This is a genomic window from Aliivibrio sp. 1S128 (assembly GCF_001691065.1).
Classification (GTDB): Bacteria; Pseudomonadota; Gammaproteobacteria; order Enterobacterales; family Vibrionaceae; genus Aliivibrio.
Genome location: NZ_MAJV01000003.1, coordinates 239,135 through 257,879 on the forward strand (window position 1 = coordinate 239,135; position 18,745 = coordinate 257,879).

The 18,745-nt window shown below is 38.9% G+C and carries 18 protein-coding genes and 1 tRNA gene; 12 read left to right on the plus strand and 7 right to left on the minus strand.

All coding sequences use genetic code 11. The annotated features are described in order from the left end of the window. Window positions 1-66: 66 nt before the first annotated feature. Complete coding sequence (locus A6E03_RS02940; protein WP_065600140.1) at window positions 67-1,290, plus strand: multifunctional CCA addition/repair protein; 1,224 nt, start codon at window positions 67-69, stop codon at window positions 1,288-1,290. A 143-nt stretch (window positions 1,291-1,433) separates the two neighbouring features. Here the strand turns inward: A6E03_RS02940 and A6E03_RS02945 are convergent, their stop codons facing one another. From A6E03_RS02945 to folB, 3 genes are read right to left on the minus strand one after another with little or no spacing between them, the layout of a single operon-like run. Continuing rightward, entirely contained in the window at window positions 1,434-2,237 is an 804-nt protein-coding gene (locus A6E03_RS02945) for an undecaprenyl-diphosphate phosphatase (RefSeq protein WP_065594168.1), read from the minus strand. Continuing rightward, on the minus strand, window positions 2,234-2,734 hold the full coding sequence (folK, locus tag A6E03_RS02950; protein WP_065594169.1) for a 2-amino-4-hydroxy-6-hydroxymethyldihydropteridine diphosphokinase: 501 nt from the start codon (window positions 2,732-2,734) through the stop codon (window positions 2,234-2,236). Before folK ends, A6E03_RS02945 begins: the two co-directional genes overlap by 4 nt. After that, complete coding sequence (gene folB, locus A6E03_RS02955) at window positions 2,731-3,084, minus strand: bifunctional dihydroneopterin aldolase/7,8-dihydroneopterin epimerase (RefSeq protein ID WP_065600141.1); 354 nt, start codon at window positions 3,082-3,084, stop codon at window positions 2,731-2,733. Before folB ends, folK begins: the two co-directional genes overlap by 4 nt. A 144-nt stretch (window positions 3,085-3,228) precedes the next feature. Between folB and plsY the strand changes: the two genes are divergently transcribed. Continuing rightward, the gene (plsY, locus tag A6E03_RS02960) at window positions 3,229-3,825 is read left to right on the plus strand and encodes a glycerol-3-phosphate 1-O-acyltransferase PlsY (protein WP_065594171.1); all 597 of its coding nucleotides are present in this window, start codon (window positions 3,229-3,231) and stop codon (window positions 3,823-3,825) included. Window positions 3,826-3,884: 59 nt separating this feature from the next. Here the strand turns inward: plsY and tsaD are convergent, their stop codons facing one another. Beyond that, on the minus strand, window positions 3,885-4,904 hold the full coding sequence (gene tsaD / locus A6E03_RS02965; protein WP_065600142.1) for a tRNA (adenosine(37)-N6)-threonylcarbamoyltransferase complex transferase subunit TsaD: 1,020 nt from the start codon (window positions 4,902-4,904) through the stop codon (window positions 3,885-3,887). Window positions 4,905-5,131: 227 nt separating this feature from the next. On the opposite strand from tsaD, the gene rpsU reads away from it, so the two are divergent. The 5 genes from rpsU to A6E03_RS02990 all read left to right on the plus strand — a co-directional run bounded on the left by rpsU (window position 5,132) and on the right by A6E03_RS02990 (window position 9,828). After that, entirely contained in the window at window positions 5,132-5,347 is a 216-nt protein-coding gene (gene rpsU / locus A6E03_RS02970) for a 30S ribosomal protein S21 (protein WP_005421025.1), read from the plus strand. A gap of 26 nt (window positions 5,348-5,373) precedes the next feature. Beyond that, complete coding sequence (locus A6E03_RS02975; protein WP_065594173.1) at window positions 5,374-5,817, plus strand: GatB/YqeY domain-containing protein; 444 nt, start codon at window positions 5,374-5,376, stop codon at window positions 5,815-5,817. Between the two features lie 76 nt (window positions 5,818-5,893). Further along, window positions 5,894-7,654, plus strand: a complete 1,761-nt coding sequence (gene dnaG, locus A6E03_RS02980) for a DNA primase (RefSeq protein WP_065594174.1) — start codon at window positions 5,894-5,896, stop codon at window positions 7,652-7,654. 50 nt (window positions 7,655-7,704) lie between these two features. Further along, window positions 7,705-9,597, plus strand: a complete 1,893-nt coding sequence (rpoD, locus tag A6E03_RS02985; RefSeq protein WP_369688353.1) for an RNA polymerase sigma factor RpoD — start codon at window positions 7,705-7,707, stop codon at window positions 9,595-9,597. A gap of 155 nt (window positions 9,598-9,752) precedes the next feature. Continuing rightward, window positions 9,753-9,828: transfer RNA gene (locus A6E03_RS02990), tRNA-Ile, on the plus strand. A gap of 48 nt (window positions 9,829-9,876) precedes the next feature. Here the strand turns inward: A6E03_RS02990 and A6E03_RS20185 are convergent. After that, window positions 9,877-10,026, minus strand: coding sequence for a hypothetical protein (locus tag A6E03_RS20185; RefSeq protein ID WP_176703442.1), 150 nt, complete (start codon window positions 10,024-10,026; stop codon window positions 9,877-9,879). Between the two features lie 186 nt (window positions 10,027-10,212). Between A6E03_RS20185 and A6E03_RS02995 the strand changes: the two genes are divergently transcribed. The 5 genes from A6E03_RS02995 (at window position 10,213) to A6E03_RS03015 (ending at window position 15,695) form a co-directional block, all read left to right on the plus strand. Continuing rightward, window positions 10,213-10,827, plus strand: a complete 615-nt coding sequence (locus A6E03_RS02995) for an outer membrane beta-barrel protein (protein ID WP_065594176.1) — start codon at window positions 10,213-10,215, stop codon at window positions 10,825-10,827. A gap of 180 nt (window positions 10,828-11,007) precedes the next feature. After that, window positions 11,008-12,552 carry a long-chain fatty acid--CoA ligase gene (locus tag A6E03_RS03000; RefSeq protein ID WP_065594177.1) on the plus strand — a complete coding sequence of 515 codons (1,545 nt, stop codon included), beginning with the start codon at window positions 11,008-11,010 and terminating at the stop codon, window positions 12,550-12,552. Between the two features lie 91 nt (window positions 12,553-12,643). Further along, window positions 12,644-13,045: a hypothetical protein gene (locus A6E03_RS03005; protein ID WP_065594178.1), complete on the plus strand. Its 402-nt coding sequence runs from the start codon at window positions 12,644-12,646 to the stop codon at window positions 13,043-13,045. A 386-nt stretch (window positions 13,046-13,431) separates the two neighbouring features. Beyond that, window positions 13,432-14,844, plus strand: a complete 1,413-nt coding sequence (gene pykF, locus A6E03_RS03010) for a pyruvate kinase PykF (protein WP_065594179.1) — start codon at window positions 13,432-13,434, stop codon at window positions 14,842-14,844. Window positions 14,845-15,032: 188 nt separating this feature from the next. Next, complete coding sequence (locus tag A6E03_RS03015; RefSeq protein ID WP_065600143.1) at window positions 15,033-15,695, plus strand: GntR family transcriptional regulator; 663 nt, start codon at window positions 15,033-15,035, stop codon at window positions 15,693-15,695. Window positions 15,696-16,242: 547 nt separating this feature from the next. Here the strand turns inward: A6E03_RS03015 and ilvN are convergent. Then, window positions 16,243-16,737, minus strand: a complete 495-nt coding sequence (gene ilvN, locus A6E03_RS03020; RefSeq protein WP_065600144.1) for an acetolactate synthase small subunit — start codon at window positions 16,735-16,737, stop codon at window positions 16,243-16,245. After that, window positions 16,737-18,458 carry an acetolactate synthase 3 large subunit gene (locus A6E03_RS03025; RefSeq protein ID WP_065594182.1) on the minus strand — a complete coding sequence of 574 codons (1,722 nt, stop codon included), beginning with the start codon at window positions 18,456-18,458 and terminating at the stop codon, window positions 16,737-16,739. Before A6E03_RS03025 ends, ilvN begins: the two co-directional genes overlap by 1 nt. Window positions 18,459-18,745: the final 287 nt, after the last annotated feature.

Here is an 18,745-nt window from a genome sequence, read left to right on the forward strand (position 1 = left end):
ACGTTATCATTAGAGATAATAATGTAAAGAAAGTTCTCTTTATCTTGGATAGTGATAGGAAAAATAGTGGTTATTTATTTAGTTGGTGGTGCAGTTCGAGATTCACTTCTCAATATTGCAGTAAAAGATAAAGATTGGGTTGTAGTAGGATCAACGCCTAATGAAATGGGCAGCCTTGGTTATCAACCGGTAGGACAAGATTTTCCTGTTTTTTTACACCCAAAAACTAAAGAAGAATATGCACTAGCAAGAACAGAGCGAAAAAGCGGCCAAGGCTATAAAGGCTTTACTTGTTATGCAGAGCCAGACGTAACACTAGAAGAGGACTTATTGCGCCGCGACCTTACTATTAACGCCATTGCTAAAGCCGATGACGGGACACTGATAGATCCCTACCATGGACAGGATGATTTAAATAATCGTCTCTTACGTCATGTTTCAGATGCCTTTGTCGAAGACCCATTACGCGTACTACGCGTCGCTCGGTTTGCCGCCCGTTTTCATTATCTTGGTTTTACTATTGCACCAGAAACAATGGCATTAATGAAAACCTTAGTAGACAGCGGAGAGTTGTCTCACTTAACACCAGAGCGTGTATGGCAAGAATGGGAAAAATCTCTATCTAGCCAGCACCCTGAGATTTTTCTTTCAGTATTAAAAGAGTGTGGTGCTCTCGCCGTTGTGTTACCAGAACTGGATGCATTGTTTGGTGTACCTCAACCAGAAAAGTGGCACCCTGAAATTGATACGGGAATTCATACTTTAATGGTCACTCAACAAGCCGCATTATTAAGCCAAGATTTACCAACACGCTTTGCCGCTCAAGTTCACGACTTAGGCAAAGGCGTGACGCCGGAATCAGAATGGCCAAGCCATAAAATGCATTGTCATACCGGCATTAAACTCATTAAAAAGCTATGCGCTCGAGTTAAAGTGCCCAATGAGTACCGAGACTTAGCGCTCTTAGTTTGTGAGCATCACACCAATATTCATCGAGCTCTGGAGCTCCGCGCTCAGACCTTTATTAAAATACTAGATAAAATGGACGTATGGCGTAAACCTGAGCGCTTAGAACCAACCTTACTCTGCTGCCAAGCGGATCACGCAGGACGATTGGGATTAGAGTCTGAGCCTTATCCACAAAAAGCACGTTTTGAAATGGCGTTTGATGTTGCGAAGAATGTAGACGTTAAGGAAGTGGTTGCCGCTGGGTTTAAAGGCGCTGAGATTAGAGAAGAGTTGAGTAAAAGACGAATTGAAGCGGTGAAGGATACGTTGGATATCAAATAAGCTATACGCTACGCTAACTAGAACGCTTCGCTCTAGAAACTATAAAAGCAAAAGCTATGATCGTTGAATTATTTATTCCTAAATCAGTCGCATAGGCTCTTATAGTTTCTAGTTTCTAGTTTCTAGTTTCTAGTTTCTAGTTTCTAAGCAAAGCTTAACCAAGCAAATAAACCAACACCTAATAACAAGCGATAGATAACAAACGGCGTCATACCCATACTTGAAATCAACTTCAAGAAAAAGTGAATACAGATATAAGCACTAATAAAAGAAACAATAATACCCGTAGTTAATAAACCAAGATCTATTGAGATGCCGCTCATTGCTAATTTAAGTCCAAGATAAGAACCAGCAAGGACGATGATAGGGATCGACATTAAAAATGAAAAACGAGCGGCCGCTTCACGAGTAAAGCCAAGATACAATGCCGCAGTAATAGTAATACCTGAACGAGAGGTACCAGGGATCATCGCCATTGCTTGGGCAATACCTAAAAATAATGCCTTCTTCCATGTCATTTCATATTCATCTTTGACTAACGCTGAGTTTTTATCTACCCACCAAAGTAAAAGACCAAATATAATAGTCGTCGTTGCAATTACCCACGCACTACGCAAATACACTTCAATAAAATCTTTAAATAACAGACCACATAGTGCCGCAGGGATCGTCGATAATATAATTAACCAAGCTAATTTAGATTCTTTATTGTGTTCTTTTTTAACAATAGAACCAACCCAAGCGGTTAATAAAGTGACAACCTCTTTTCTAAAATAAATAACTACCGCCGCTAATGTACCAACATGTACAGCAACATCAAAAGCGAGCCCTTGATCTGCCCAGCCAAGAACAGCAGAAGGAAGTATAAGATGGGCAGAACTTGAAATAGGTAAAAACTCAGTAAATCCTTGCAATAAAGCAAGAAAAAAAGCTTCAAAGTACGTCATGATATTCCATTAAAATTAAAGTTAAATAAAACAGGTTTTAGTGACTGGCTTTGCGAAAACTCAGCCCATATTTGACTGATCGTTTTTTCAGTATTAGGAATAATAAGATCAGGGTTCAATTCCATCATTGGTACAATGGCAAAAGCAAATTTAAAAAGATCATCTCGTGGTAATTTTGGGTCCGATTTAGAGACGACATCACCATAAAGTAATATATCAAGATCAAGCGTTCTATCTTGATTCTTCTTGGCGTTAGGCTCTCTCCCCCACTTAATTTCAATGGCACGTAATAGAACGCCAAGCTCATTCAAAGAATGCGTTACTTTCAACTCTACAACTAAATTAAAAAAATTATGACCAGAAAAACCAACCGGTTCTGCTTCATACACAGTAGAAATTTTAGTTATTTCACCAAGTTGATGTAATTCATCAATGGCTATTTTTACATTTTTTTCAGGGCAAATATTGGAGCCAACACCAATATAGGTTGTGATCATTTTATCCCTCGCTCAATCACAACTCCTACGCTGTGAGCGTTCACAACAGCACCAGGCTTAGATAAATGAATACGGATCCAAGGCACTGAAAATCGAGTCATAATAAGATCGGCAATTTCTTCAGCAACACGCTCAACTAATAGAAAGCGACCTTGCTGAATATGCTCAGTCACCGCTTCACTGACCTCTGCATAATTTAAACAATATTCGACATTGTCTGAATCTGCCGCGGGTTTATTGTCATGCGCCATATCAATATCTAATACAAGCTTTTGCTTAATGCCTTGTTCCCATTCATAAACACCAATGGTTGTAATAACTTCAAGTTGTTTTATAAATACTAAATCCATCTTTGATCACACTTTTATTAAGAGGTCGGATACCCATCAAAAGAAAAACAACGTAATATTGATATTACTTTGTTCAATGTGCTGAGCAATATACTATAAAAATGATTTCTGATCGCTCTTGATCGCTTAAATAAAGGTTCATTCATGACCCCTCTTGCACTTATTATGATCATCATCGCCTATCTTCTAGGATCGATCTCTAGTGCGGTTTTAATCTGTCGATTAAAAGGCCTACCAGACCCAAGAAATTCAGGGTCTCATAATCCAGGAGCAACCAATGTTTTTCGTTTGGGCGGTAAAGGGGCTGCAGGTTTAGTTCTTCTTTGCGATATTTTGAAAGGGATGTTACCGGTATGGGGCGGGTATTTTCTAGAAATTAACCCTCTCTTATTAGGTATCATTGCAATTGCTGCCTGTCTCGGTCATATGTACCCACTGTTTTTTCACTTTAAAGGTGGCAAAGGGGTCGCAACCGCTCTTGGCGCATTAGCTCCGATAGGATTGGATCTGACGGGGATGTTATTCGGTAGTTGGGTTATCACGGTATTGGTAACTGGGTACTCTTCTTTAGCGTCAATGATTACCGCTTTACTTGCCCCTTTATTTACTTGGTTAGTCAAACCTCAGTACACCCTGCCTGTTGCTATGCTTTCTTGTTTAATCGTCCTAAAACATCACGAAAATATTCGTCGATTTTTTGCAGGCAAAGAGAAGAAAATTTGGCAAAGAAAAAGGGACTAATTTAGTCCCTTCTATAGAATATAGTTAAAAAGATCACTCACGATCTTTTTTGATCTATTTTATTTACTAATTGGTTTTAATTGATCTATCGGCCAACGCGGCTTAGCTTGAACCGCTAAATCTGTTGTCTCGCCATTTTTCAAACGTTGCATTCCCGCATAAGCAATCATGGCACCGTTGTCGGTACAAAATTCAGTTCGTGGATAAAAAACCTCACCACCAATCTTTTTCATCATCGCTTCAAGCTCTTGGCGTAAATAGGTATTCGCACTCACACCACCCGCCATAACAAGACGCTTCATGCCTGTTTGTTTTAATGCTCGACGACACTTAATTGCTAAGGTATCAGCAACGGCCTCTTGGAAAGCAAATGCAATGTCAGCACGGGTTTGCAAATCATCATCGTTAGCACGAATAGTGTTTGCAGCAAATGTTTTTAAACCTGAAAAACTAAAATCTAAACCTGGGCGATCAGTCATAGGACGAGGAAATTTAAATCGTCCTTTTGTTCCGCTCTCTGCTAATTTTGATAGCAAAGGACCGCCTGGATAATCAAGACCCATTAATTTAGCTGTTTTATCAAATGCTTCACCAGCTGCGTCATCAACAGACTCACCTAGAATGGTATATTCACCAATACCGTTTACTTCAACCATCATGGTATGGCCGCCAGAAACAAGAAGAGCTACAAATGGAAATTCAGGTGGTTCATCTTCAAGCATTGGAGCCAATAAATGGCCTTCCATGTGATGAACAGGAATAGCAGGAACATCCCATGCATACGCAAGACTACGACCAATAGTTGAACCAACCAACAAGGCTCCTACTAAACCTGGACCTGCCGTATAAGCAATTCCATCGATATCATCTTTGGTCATGCCAGCATCATTTAATGCCGCTTGAATTAATGGAATCGTCTTTTTAACATGGTCACGAGAGGCCAATTCAGGGACAACACCACCGTAATCTGCGTGCAGTTTTACTTGGCTATAAAGTTGATGAGCTAATAGCCCTTTTTCATCATCATAAATCGCAACACCCGTTTCATCACACGAGGTTTCAATGCCTAAAATTCGCATATTTTTCTCAGTTACCTGTTAATTTAACGCCATATTACCTACATCACTAAGCTACCTCAAGCGACGTGATGACTAGAGAAGGTAAAATAAACAAAGAAATTACTCAATTCTTAATCAAGAATGCTTTACAAAACGCCTCGATCGGATTAAAATTCGGCACCAATTTGAATAATAGCTGGTTAATTATAACTACCAGCGAATTGACTAACACCTGAGGTGAAAGGCATATGCCAGTAGTTAAAGTACGTGAAAACGAACCGTTCGACGTTGCACTACGTCGTTTCAAGCGCTCTTGCGAAAAAGCAGGTATTCTTTCTGAAGTTCGCCGTCGTGAGCATTACGAAAAACCTACTACAGTACGTAAACGCGCTAAAGCAGCAGCTCAAAAGCGTCACGCTAAGAAGTTGTCTCGCGAAAACGCACGTCGCGTTCGCCTGTACTAATAACTTACCTAATTTAGGACTAAGTTATGGCTCTAATTGAACAACTCAAAGACGAGCAAAAGTTAGCGATGAAAGCCAAGGACAAATTACGCCTTGGCACAATTCGTTTAGCTTTATCTGAAATTAGACAACGTGAAATCGATGGTCATACTACTTTGTCTGACGATGATATCATTGCTGTTTTAACTAAGATGGTTAAACAACGTCGTGATTCAGTCGCGCAGTTTACTGCCGCTGGTCGTGATGATCTTGCAGATAAAGAGAGCGCTGAGATTTCAGTTCTTGATGACTTTATGCCGCAAGCACTTACCGATGAAGAAGTTGCTGAGTTATTAGACAAAGCAATTATTGAATCTGGTGCTGCTGGAATGCAAGATATGGGCAAGGTGATGGGCGTATTAAAACCTCAAATCCAAGGCCGCGCTGACATGGGTAAAGTAAGTCAATTAGTTAAATCTAAACTGGCTTAATACTACTCTATTTATAAAACAAGCCGTGCTATCTTTGATATGCACGGCTTGTTTGTATTTAAAGGAAAAGAAAAAGATGGCAGGACATATCCCTCGCAGTTTTATTGATGAGCTTTTAAATCGACACGATATTGTCGATATTATTGACGCAAGAGTAAAACTGAAAAAACAAGGGAAAAACTACGGTGCCTGTTGTCCATTTCATAATGAAAAATCCCCTTCTTTTTCTGTTAGCCAAGAAAAACAGTTTTATCACTGTTTTGGCTGTGGCGTTCATGGCAATGCCATTGATTTTCTGATGGAATTTGATCGTTTAGAATTTGTCGAAGCCATTGAAGAACTTGCTTCAATGCTTAGTCTTGACGTTCCGCGTGAACAACGCAGTGGTTTCAATGCCCCTTCAGGCCCAACAGCAAATACCGAACAAAAACGAAGCTTATATGACTTGATGGGTGGCATCAGTCAATTTTATTGTTCCCAATTAAAATCCGCAGCAAATATTCATGCAATCAACTATCTTAAAGATCGTGGACTCTCTGGCGAAATCGTTCAGAAGTTTGGTATCGGTTATATTGCAGATGAATGGGAGTTGGTGAAAAACAATTTCGGCCGAGATAAGACATCACAAGATGCTTTAGTCAGCGGTGGGATGTTAATTGAAAGCGATAATGGCCGTCGTTATGACCGTTTCCGTGGTCGAGTTATGTTTCCAATCCGAGATCGCCGAGGGCGTGTTATTGGATTTGGTGGCCGTGTAATTGGTGAAGGCACTCCCAAATATTTAAACTCACCAGAAACGCCTATTTTCCATAAAGGCAAAGAACTATATGGTTTATATGAAGCACTGCAAGCTTATAAAGAATTACCACAAGCGTTAGTCGTAGAAGGCTATATGGATGTGGTTGCTCTTGCTCAGTTTGGTGTTGACTATGCGGTGGCTTCTTTAGGCACAGCAACCACTGGCGATCACATGCAATTGCTCTTTCGTCAAACAAGCACTGTTGTGTGTTGTTACGATGGTGACCGAGCAGGTCGAGAAGCGGCATGGCGCGCAATGGAACAAGCTCTGCCATACTTAAATGATGGACGCCAATTAAAGTTTATGTTTTTACCTGATGGGGAAGACCCAGATACGTATATTCGTCAACATGGCAAAGCTGCATTTGAACAAGAAATAACTCAAGCAGAATCACTCATTAATTTCATGTTTAGAAGCTTGGTTGATCAAATTGATACGAGCAGCCGTGAAGGTAAAGCTAAGTTAACCACACTGGCCGTTCCACTCATTGATAAAGTTCCCGGTGGTACATTACGTCTTTATTTACGTGAGCAACTTGGCAAAACGCTTGGAATTATGGATGAAAGTCAATTACAGCAACTAATATCTAAGCAAGGCGCGCCCGAAGTAAAAAGGCAAGCACAACCAGAAATAAAACGAACCGCTATGCGTGAAGTGATTACTCTCTTACTACAGAATCCAAATCTTGCTCAGTTAGTGCCAGATTTAGAGAGCGTAAAAGAGATCCCACTGCCAGGATTAAGTTTATTTCTTCAATTACTTGAAAACTGTCGACATAACCCCCATATCTCTACAGGCCAATTATTAGAATATTGGCGCGGTGATAAAAATAGGCAACTATTATCACGCTTGGCAGAGTGGGTACTCCCGATAGACCAAGACAATATACAAGATGTATTTATGGATTCGCTGGACAATATTTTAGCCCAGTGCATCAATCAACAAATTGAAAATTTGCAGACGAAAGAAAGAACACTTGGCTTATCAGTCGAAGAAAAACGGGAGCTGCTAGCCTTAATGCTAGAACTAAAAGCATAAAATCCCACCATCGTCATCAATAAGAAAATTTGTTATCATTAGTGGTTTGCATTTCGCATACTAATTCCGTCACACAGACCAAAAGTAGGATACCGTCTATGGATCAAAATCCGCAGTCACAGCTAAAATTACTTGTAATCAAAGGCAAGGAACAAGGCTATCTGACCTACGCAGAAGTTAACGATCACCTACCAGAAGAAATTGTAGATTCTGAGCAGGTTGAAGATATTATTCAAATGATCAATGACATGGGCATCAAAGTGGTTGAAACCGCTCCAGATGCTGATGATATGTCATTGAATGATGATGATGCCGTAACTGATGAAGATGCTGCAGAAGCCGCTGCAGCCGCACTATCAAGTGTAGAAAGTGAAATTGGCCGTACAACAGATCCAGTTCGTATGTACATGCGTGAAATGGGTACCGTTGAACTTCTTACTCGTGAAGGCGAAATCGACATCGCTAAACGTATTGAAGAAGGCATCAATGAGGTTCAGTGTTCTGTTGCTGAATTCCCAGGCGCAATTTCATACCTACTAGAACAATTTGATAAAGTTCAAGCCGAAGAAATTCGTCTTACTGATATCATTTCTGGTTTTGTTGATCCTAATGATGATGGCTCTGCAGCACCAACAGCAACACACATCGGTTCAGAACTGAGTGAATCAGATCTTGAAGACGAAGATAAAGATGCTGAAGATGATGACGAAGACGAAGAAGAAGAAGATGTAGGTATTGATCCAGAGCTTGCTTTGGCTAAATTCACAGAGCTTCGAACTTCTTATCACAACATGCAACTTGCTTTTGAAGAGCATGGCCGTGATAACGGTAAAGCACGTGAAGCGATTAGTCAGTTAACTGACGTCTTCCGTGAATTCAAACTTATTCCTAAGCAGTTTGATTACCTTGTTCGCGAAATGCGTGGCAGCATGGATCGTGTTCGTACGCAAGAACGCCTAATTATGCGTATGTGTGTTGAATATGGAAAAATGCCGAAGAAATCATTTATTTCATTATTTTCAGGCAATGAATCGTCTGATGAATGGTTCAATGAAATTCTGGCTTCAGATAAACCATATGTTGAACGCTTAAAGCGTTACGAAGAAGACATTCGTCGTTCAATCAAGAAAATTGACAACATTGAAAAAGAAACAGGTTTACCTGTTGTAAATATTAAAGACATCAGCCGTCGTATGTCTATCGGTGAAGCAAAAGCTCGTCGTGCAAAGAAAGAGATGGTTGAAGCCAACTTACGTCTTGTTATTTCAATTGCGAAAAAATACACAAACCGTGGTCTACAATTCTTGGATCTTATTCAAGAAGGTAACATCGGTCTGATGAAGGCAGTAGATAAATTTGAGTACCGTCGTGGTTACAAATTCTCTACTTATGCGACATGGTGGATCCGTCAAGCGATCACTCGTTCAATTGCCGACCAAGCACGTACAATCCGTATTCCAGTTCACATGATCGAAACGATCAACAAACTGAATCGTATTTCACGTCAAATGCTACAAGAAATGGGCCGTGAACCATTACCTGAAGAACTTGCTGAACGCATGCAAATGCCAGAAGACAAGATCCGTAAGGTTCTGAAAATCGCTAAAGAGCCAATTTCAATGGAAACACCAATCGGTGATGATGAAGATTCGCACCTAGGTGATTTCATCGAGGATAATACCCTTGAACTTCCTGTTGATTCTGCAACTTCAACAAGCTTGAAATTTGCAACTAACGATGTTCTTGCTGGTCTTACACCTCGTGAAGCAAAAGTACTTCGTATGCGTTTTGGTATCGATATGAATACCGACCATACTCTTGAAGAAGTAGGTAAGCAATTTGATGTAACACGTGAGCGTATTCGTCAAATCGAAGCAAAAGCGTTACGTAAATTACGTCACCCTAGCCGCTCGGAAGTATTACGCAGCTTCTTAGACGAGTAATTATTACTGTCATTATTTATCAATAATATCCAAAAGGTGAGCTCAGGCTCACCTTTTTTCGATCTAAAGGCATTTTTTTAACTAATTGATTAAAAAGCAAACGCCTTCTCTCTAGACACCCTTTTCATCTTCCCCTATAATCGACCACCTACAAAGGCCCCTTAGCTCAGTGGTTAGAGCGCACGACTCATAATCGTTCGGTCCCCAGTTCAAATCTGGGAGGGGCCACCAAATTAGAAAAGGCTGATAAGTAAATTACTTATCAGCCTTTTTGCTTTTCTATTCTTTCTGTTTTCTTTTTATTATCAATACATAACCCATCAAAAGTAAAAATAATGATAATTCAATCGTTGCTCTCATCAAACCTGAAGTAAACACCGCAACAGCAATAAGAATAATGATAATACTAAGAATTACTTTTTTATTCATATTCTCTATCCTTGAGTAATTAGAATAGAGATTATCCCTTACTGTCTTTTAGTTAAAAAATAACCTTTTCCTCTATCAAAGATCCAATTGCACTATCCATCTCTCACTATTAACCATTCATTTTGTGGATATTTAATAAACCTTCCTATACTCAAAATAATACTCCATTTGATTAAGGGATAATCAATGAAAAAATTATGTGCATCGCTATTACTTCTTTCTGCATCTTCTTTCGTCATGGCTAATGAAAGTACACCAGCACAAACACCTAAAATCAGTGGCTTTTATATTGGGGCCGGTTTGGGTACATTTGGTTATTCAGAAGAAGACTCTTGGGGCTATAGTAATAATAAAATAGAAGCAAAAGCAGATGGAAACACCACAAAAGTCTACCTTGGTTATCAATTTAATAAGATTGTAGGTATCGAAGGAACTTATACTAATTACGGAAAAGTAAAAGCAAAAGTCGATGGCTATTCTATGGAACCTACCTCGATATCTCTTGCCGCTAATTTAGGCTACACTTTTGACAGTGGTATTCGTCCATTTGGCCTTATTGGGATGTCTAATTTAGATTTAAATCAAAATAAAGAGTACCTTAGCGATGATAATGGCGCAGCCTTCAAATTTGGTTTTGGTGTTGAATATACACCAGCATCTCTAAAGGGAGTTCAACTAAGAGCGGCTTATGAAATGGATATGTACGCTGTTGACTATATTGATGTTCAAAATGGTTTCACAACAGACACAAACTTATACGCTCTCGATTCTCTGTACTTTGGTGCATCGTATAAGTTCTAACGTGATTAACCATTGTAAATGAAGTAGTACTTGGCAATCCAATTACTGCTCTTATTGATAATAAAAACAAGAAATCACCTTTACCTCCTCTATTTTTTCTTTTCCTTGATATACACTTAGTTCATCTAGATGATCATGACTCTCGGTATAACACACAACAAAAACTAACAAAGGTTATATATGTACAATCTTGCCACTAATCTTGAGCGCAACGCCACTTTTCGTCCAAATAACATTGCACTAATCTTCCAAGAGCAAAAAATTACTTATTTTGAATTAAATAAAAAAGTGAACGCCATTGCTGATCATTTAACTCAACTTAATATCAAACCTGATGAAAAAATTGCCTTGTCATGCCCCAACACGCCCGAATTTGTTATTGCTTATTACGCCATACAGAAAATAGGTGCCGTTGTTGTTCCACTTAACGTGATGCTTAAAGGCGACGAAGTGGCTTACCATTTGAAAGACTCAGATGCAGTAGCTCTTATTTCATATCAAGGCTCAGATGCCATGCCTATTGGTAAGTTTGGCTACGAGGGTTATGAGAAAGCCGATTTTTGTGAACACTTTATTTTAATTGAAACCACTGAATCACAAAAATCCATCGCTGCTCATTCTTTTAACCAATGGCTAGAAACAGGCAGAGAAAACTTTGAGAGCGTCTATCGCACCGCTGAAGATAGCTGTGTCATCCTCTATACATCAGGTACTACTGGTGCAGCAAAAGGGGCGGAGCTAAGCCAAAGTAACATGCTATGTAACGCACAAGCTTGTCAATCGTTGACCAATCAGAAAGGCACTGATGTGAGTATTGCCATACTTCCATTATTCCACACTTTCGGTCAATCACTGATCATGAACACCTCAGTTCTAGCCGGTAGTGCATTAGTTCTTATTTCACGCTTTGTGCCTAAAACCGTTCTTCAGCAAGTTCATGAACATAAAGTGACGCACCTTGCTGGTGTGCCTACGATGTTCATTGGTTTACTTGCTTATGCAGAAAAACACCCAGGCGAATATCTAAAAGAGATAGCACAAACGCTTAAAGTCGCGATCTCAGGCGGTGCTTCCATGCCCGTTGAGGTTCTTAAACAATTTGAAGAAAAGCTACAAGTTCCAGTAATCGAAGGTTACGGTTTATCTGAATCGTCCCCCGTTGCTGCATTTAACCATTTAGAATTTGAAAGAAAGCCCGGCAGTATTGGACAGCCTTTACCGGGAGTCACAATGAAGGTAGTAGATAAAAATGGCCATGAATTACCAATAGGACAAGAAGGTGAGCTCGTTATCCGTGGACATAACGTAATGAAAGGCTATTACAAAAAACCACAAGAAACCGCAACAACCATTATTGATGGGTGGCTACATACCGGTGACATAGTGCGCTTTGATGACGAAGGCTATATTTATGTTGTTGACCGCTTAAAGGAATTAATCATAAGCGGTGGTTATAATGTTTACCCACGAGAAGTGGAAGAGATCTACATGAAACACCCTTCTGTACATTTAGTTGCAGTCATCGGCGTTGAACACCCTCGCTTCGGCGAAGAGGTAAAAGCATTTGTCATTCTAAAAGAAGGACACTCTGTATCAGAAAAAGAACTTATAAAATGGAGCAAACAACATTTAGCTGATTATAAGTGCCCTAAACACCTAGAAATTGTGGAAGCCTTACCTATGACTGCGACAGGAAAAATTTTAAAACGTATGTTAAAGCCTTAGGCGATTCAAATAACACTCTTTATCTCAAGTATATTCCCGTATAAAAAATAGGTATATACTTGTGCTACAACTTAATAATTGGATAACTAACATGTCAAATAAAACAGATAAAGGCATCTGGTTTGCTTATATTGCTAGCCTACTAACGCCAGTCACATTAATGGCTTCAGGCATTGTTGCGATTATTTATGCTGGATACCAAATGAATAAGGGAACTAACGATGAAGTCATCGATAGTCACTACTATGCCATCATCAAAAGTTTCTTTCTTTTTCTTACTTTCTTTGTGGTACTTGCGGTTACTGCTGCAACAATGAGCGGCATGGTTGCAGGCTTAGAATACTGGATCCATAGTTCTATTCTTAATAAAGTATATTCTGCCATTCCTATTATTGGCGCCATTATTTCCATTCTTGCTATTGCTGCTTGGTTTGTGAAATTGGCAAAAGGAATGCAAAAACTTAAAGCATATCAACCAATTGAAAATCAATAATATAAAGGCACTTTCTGTGCCTTTTTTATTTCGCTCCGTAAAATAAATATTTAATAAAAATCCCTACAACAAGAAAGTGATCTTCATCTGTTTTACTGTTAGAATTTGCACCAAAATAGATAGAAAATTACAGAAAAGATCTGAACGAAACAGTGTTGAGTAATGTAAATTTGTTTTTAATATTGTGATTAAAGTGCAAATTGTTCATCTGAATCAATAATCCATCACTCTTTTCGTTCTAAAATACAGACAATTATTAAATTTATATGTTTAGCCATAGAGGCATGAAGCTAGAATTTGTTGTTATATTTCAACACTTCATTCCATTAGGCTGAACATTACTTCGTTTATCATTTTAAATATACTTATCTGGAGAGATTTCTCACATGAAAAAGACCAAAATCGTATGTACGATTGGCCCAAAAACTGAATCAGTAGAAAAACTAACTGAACTGGCTAATGCTGGCATGAACGTAATGCGCCTTAACTTCTCACACGGCGATTTCGCAGAGCACGGCAACCGTATCGATAATCTTCGTCAAGTAATGAAGAACACAGGTAAGCAACTTGCTATCCTTCTTGATACTAAGGGTCCTGAAATCCGTACTATCAAACTAGACAATGGTAATGATGTTGCTCTAGTTGCTGGTCAAGACTTCACATTCACAACTGATATTTCAGTTGTTGGTAACAAAGATGTTGTTGCTGTTACTTACCCAGGTTTTGCAAAAGATCTTGTTGCTGGTAACACTATCCTTGTTGATGATGGTCTAATTGAAATGGAAGTAGTTTCAACTACTGAAACTGAAGTTAAATGTAAAGTACTTAACAACGGTGACCTAGGCGAAAACAAAGGTGTTAACCTTCCTGGCGTTTCAGTTAAGCTTCCAGCTCTTTCTGAAAAAGATAAAGCTGACCTTAAATTTGGTTGTGAGCAAGGCGTTGATTTCGTTGCTGCATCTTTCATTCGTAAAGAAGAAGATGTTAAAGAAATCCGTGCTCTACTTGTTGCTAACGGCGGCGAGAACATCCAAATTATTTCTAAGATTGAAAACCAAGAAGGTGTAGATAACTTCGATTCAATCCTAGAAGCATCTGACGGTATCATGGTTGCTCGTGGCGACCTTGGTGTTGAAATCCCTGTTGAAGAAGTAATCTTTGCACAGAAGATGATGATCGAGAAATGTAATCGCGCACGTAAAGTTGTAATTACTGCAACTCAAATGCTTGATTCTATGATCAAAAACCCACGTCCAACTCGCGCAGAAGCGGGCGACGTAGCTAATGCAATCCTTGATGGTACAGATGCAGTAATGCTTTCTGGTGAGTCTGCGAAAGGTAAATACCCTATCGAAGCAGTTACTATCATGGCGACAATCTGTGCTCGTACAGATGCAGTATTAAAAGCAGAGCTTAGCTCTCGCCTAGACAGCCCACGTCTACGTATCACAGAAGCGGTATGTAAAGGCGCTGTTGATACAGCTGAGAAACTAAGTGCACCTGTAATCGTAGTTGCTACAGAAGCGGGTAAATCAGCTCGTTCTATCCGTAAGTACTTCCCAACAGCAAGAATCATTGCCGTAACGACTAATACTAAGACAGCAGCACAACTTTGTCTTTCTAAAGGTATTACACCAATGGTTGTTGATGCTATCGACAGTACTGACGCATTCTACCTACGTGGCAAAGAGCTAGCTCTTGAGTCAGGTATTGGTGCTAAAGGCGATATCGTTGTTATGGTTTCTGGTGCTCTAGTACCATCAGGCACAACTAACACAGCGTCTGTACACGTACTATAATTCATTTGAATTCATAGGGCTGGTACATCGTTCGATAAAAAGAGGGCTTATGCCCTCTTTTTTTATAAGTTTTTATTGCACAAATTATACGATACGCTACACTCAGCATCAGAACGAAAGACGGTATAATGATTATTATGGATCATATTCTACTTTTTGTAATGACTATTTATATAAGAGAGTGACAAGTGTCTAGCCCAACCCTTACTGATAAAGTATCAAAAATGATCCATCAAGATATCCTGAATGGCTCATTAACCCCTGGTAAAAAATTGGTTGTTGCCGAATTAAAAGAACGTTATAACGTTGGTGCGTCACCTATTAGAGAAGCGCTTGTTCAATTATCATGGAGTAAATACGTAAAGCTTGAACCTCAGAAAGGATGCTGGGTTGCATCTATCTCACAAGACGAATTAAAAGAATTATTTGAAGGTTTACGTATTGTAGGTAATGCTTTATTGCAAAAAGCAATCAGTCATGGCGATGAAGCTTGGGAGCTAAATGTTCTTACGCACTTCCATAAATTAAGTAAAATAAATCTAAATAATCTTTCAAAAGAAATGATGATCGACAGGGAAGAGCGCCATTTAGCTTTTCATTCTGCGCTTCTTGAAGGAGCTAACGCTCCTATTATGTACCAATTCCATCAAGATCTAATCAATCAAATTAAACGTTATAGTCACCTTCAAAGCACTTATACAAACATTACTGACGAACATATTAAATACCTAGAAGAACAAGAGTCTATTATGAAATCGGCTCTGTCTCGCCACTCGACTCAAGCAATCGAACTCTTAGAGAAACACTATATAAAATCAATGAATCGATTAGCTAATTCTTTTGCGGCTTAATAAAAAGAAAGATTTAAGACATAAAAAAACCAGACATTATTGTCTGGTTTTTTTCGAATATAGTTACCAACCAAAAAACTCTTTATTATGAGTTCCAATCAGCAATACCATCAATAAGAAATAAATAGCACTCAATTTAAATCCTAAAACAACCAAGCCAACTACAGTTAGTCTAACTAAAAAATCAGTAAACATAGAGACCTCACACCATCATTAGCCTGTTGGTATTATCCCTTTAACACAATAGCATCCTACTATAAGCTTATTAACTAATAGAAATAAGTATAGATAATATTATACTTTAGTCTAATGTGCTTTTCCCTACCGCTTCTACCTCAGAACAATTACGTATAGAGGTAATGCGCATTCACTTCAATAATTCATTAGTATTTATCTGTAATAACAACCACTGACATTCCTTTAAGAACGGACTTAGCTAACTGACTTTCTAAGTGAGATTTATGCCGTAGATCCAAAAGGAATATCAATTAAGCCCAGCGATAAAAAAGGGCTTAATTGATAAATAAACAAAAGCTAAATGTAAATATTACACCCTTAATGCTTTTTCCCCACGAGCAATACCAACAACACCACTTCTCGCCACTTCGATAACGTCAGTGACTTCAGACATCGCGGTAATAAATGCATCAAGTTTCTCTGAGGTTCCAGTTAGTTGGATTGTGTATAAAGAGCTGGTTACATCTACGATTTGTCCACGAAAAATATCCGCAGTGCGCTTTACTTCCGCTCGAGCAAACCCACTGGCTTTAACCTTAATAAGTAATAACTCTCGCTCTACGTGATCCGAATCCGTCACTTCTTGCACTTTAATTACATCTATCAATTTATGTAATTGCTTCTGAATCTGTTCAAGCTCCATAGCATCACTCGCTGTAGTGATGTTTAAACGCGATAAAGTAGCATCTTCAGTCGGAGACACCGTTAATGACTCAATATTGTAGCCTCGTTGAGAGAACAGGCCTACAACACGAGATAACGCCCCTGATTCATTTTCTAATAGCAGTGAAATGATATGTTTCATTACGTTCTCTCCGTCTTACTTAGCCACATCTTATCCATTGCTTCCCCTTTAATTTGCATTGGGTAAACATGTTCCGTTTCGTCTACATTAATATCAACAAAGACCAATCTATCTTTCATTGCTAACGCTTTTTCTAGACCAGATTCCAGTTCATCAGGGTGATTAATTCGGATTCCAACATGACCATAAGCTTCTGCAATCGCTGCAAAATCAGGAACAGAACTCATGTAAGAGTTTGAGTGCCTACCTTGATAAATAATATCTTGCCATTGTTTAACCATACCTAAGAATCGGTTATTAAGATTAATAATCTTTACAGGAATATCATATTGAAGCGCCGTTGATAGCTCTTGAATATTCATCTGAATACTACCGTCACCAGTAACACAAACAACAACTTCATTAGGATGAGTAAACTTAACGCCTAATGCTGCAGGTAAACCAAAACCCATTGTTCCTAAGCCACCAGAGTTTATCCAACGACGCGGCTTATCAAATGGGTAATAAAGCGCGGCAAACATTTGATGTTGGCCTACATCAGAAGCAACGTAAGCGTCGCCATTGGTTAATTTATACAGTGTTTCTATCACTTGTTGTGGTTTGATTTTATCCGGTGATGCTTTATATGCTAAGCAATCACGAGCACGCCATTCAGATATTTCACTCCACCACGCTTCCATCGCATCGGTATCATTATGTCCATCTTGATCTTTCATTAATGACAACATTGATTCAAGAACTACGTCAGCAGACCCAACAATTGGTACATCTACTTGAATGTTTTTAGATATAGATGAAGGGTCTATATCTATATGCATAATCGTTGCATCGGGACAGTATTTTTCTAAATTATTCGTCGTACGATCATCAAATCGAACACCAATACCAAAAATTAAATCCGCATTATGCATTGCCATATTGGCTTCGTAAGTTCCATGCATACCTAGCATTCCTACGGAATTTTTATGCGTACCAGGAAAAGCACCTAATCCCATTAAAGTGCATACAACGGGTAAATTTAAGCTTTCTGCCAATGTAAGAATTTGCTTATCCGCTGAAGAAATTATGGCTCCACCACCAACATACAGTACTGGTTTTTTGGCGGCTAATAACGTTTTTAACCCTTTTTTAATCTGTCCTTTATGCCCTGTCGTTGTTGGATTATAAGAACGTAATGAAACCGACGTAGGATACTGATAAGGGAATGTAAATGCGGGACTCATGACATCTTTAGGTATATCAATAACAACAGGGCCAGGGCGTCCTGTAGATGCAATATAAAATGCTTTTTTGATGATTTCAGGAATGTCTTCGGCTTTTTTAACTAAAAAGCTATGTTTAACTATCGGGCGAGAGACACCTACCATGTCGCACTCTTGAAAGGCATCAGTGCCAATCATATTGTTTGGTACGTTTCCAGAAAGCACTATCATCGGAATAGAGTCCATATAAGCTGTCGCTATCCCTGTAATCGTATTTGTTGCTCCTGGACCGGAACAAACAAGAACGACTCCAGGTTTCCCGGTAGCGCGGGCATAGCCATCAGCCATATGTGTAGCGGCTTGTTCATGCCTCACTAATACATGTTGAATAACGTCACTCTTCATGTGCAACGCATCATAAATATCAAGAACAGAACCCCCAGGGTATCCGAATATGTGCTCTACACCTTCATCAATCAAAGATTGTACGATCATCTCTGAGCCAGATAACATTTCCATATTTATCTCCAGACATTAAACCCTCTAATAAACGACATGAATTACCGATTATTAGTGATTTACATAGTTAGGGCTTATTTTTAGCCTAAACCGAAATTAATTAGATTAAGATCCTATGTAAATGGTGATTTACGATAACAAAAATCAACATTACGAAACAACTTTAACCTTTTCGCAGCACTTTGGTCTAGAGGGTATTTGACAGGTTAGAATATAGCTTCACTTAAAAGGTAAAGTTCAGTTATTAAGACTATTGAAAGCAAACAAATTCAGTGCTAAAAACCAAT

Excerpts from the sequence above, each read along its gene's own strand:
- A6E03_RS03005 (WP_065594178.1), top strand. The coding sequence starts at position 12,644 with ATGTCAAATAAAACAGATAAAGGCATCTGGTTTGCTTATATTGCTAGC.
- folB (WP_065600141.1), bottom strand. The coding sequence starts at position 3,084 with ATGGATTTAGTATTTATAAAACAACTTGAAGTTATTACAACCATTGGT.
- A6E03_RS02995 (WP_065594176.1), top strand. The coding sequence starts at position 10,213 with ATGAAAAAATTATGTGCATCGCTATTACTTCTTTCTGCATCTTCTTTC.
- A6E03_RS03000 (WP_065594177.1), top strand. The coding sequence starts at position 11,008 with ATGTACAATCTTGCCACTAATCTTGAGCGCAACGCCACTTTTCGTCCA.
- A6E03_RS02945 (WP_065594168.1), bottom strand. The coding sequence starts at position 2,237 with ATGACGTACTTTGAAGCTTTTTTTCTTGCTTTATTGCAAGGATTTACT.
- pykF (WP_065594179.1), top strand. The coding sequence starts at position 13,432 with ATGAAAAAGACCAAAATCGTATGTACGATTGGCCCAAAAACTGAATCA.
- dnaG (WP_065594174.1), top strand. The coding sequence starts at position 5,894 with ATGGCAGGACATATCCCTCGCAGTTTTATTGATGAGCTTTTAAATCGA.
- A6E03_RS02975 (WP_065594173.1), top strand. The coding sequence starts at position 5,374 with ATGGCTCTAATTGAACAACTCAAAGACGAGCAAAAGTTAGCGATGAAA.
- A6E03_RS20185 (WP_176703442.1), bottom strand. The coding sequence starts at position 10,026 with ATGAATAAAAAAGTAATTCTTAGTATTATCATTATTCTTATTGCTGTT.
- tsaD (WP_065600142.1), bottom strand. The coding sequence starts at position 4,904 with ATGCGAATTTTAGGCATTGAAACCTCGTGTGATGAAACGGGTGTTGCG.
- A6E03_RS03025 (WP_065594182.1), bottom strand. The coding sequence starts at position 18,458 with ATGGAAATGTTATCTGGCTCAGAGATGATCGTACAATCTTTGATTGAT.
- folK (WP_065594169.1), bottom strand. The coding sequence starts at position 2,734 with ATGATCACAACCTATATTGGTGTTGGCTCCAATATTTGCCCTGAAAAA.
- ilvN (WP_065600144.1), bottom strand. The coding sequence starts at position 16,737 with ATGAAACATATCATTTCACTGCTATTAGAAAATGAATCAGGGGCGTTA.
- plsY (WP_065594171.1), top strand. The coding sequence starts at position 3,229 with ATGACCCCTCTTGCACTTATTATGATCATCATCGCCTATCTTCTAGGA.
- rpsU (WP_005421025.1), top strand. The coding sequence starts at position 5,132 with ATGCCAGTAGTTAAAGTACGTGAAAACGAACCGTTCGACGTTGCACTA.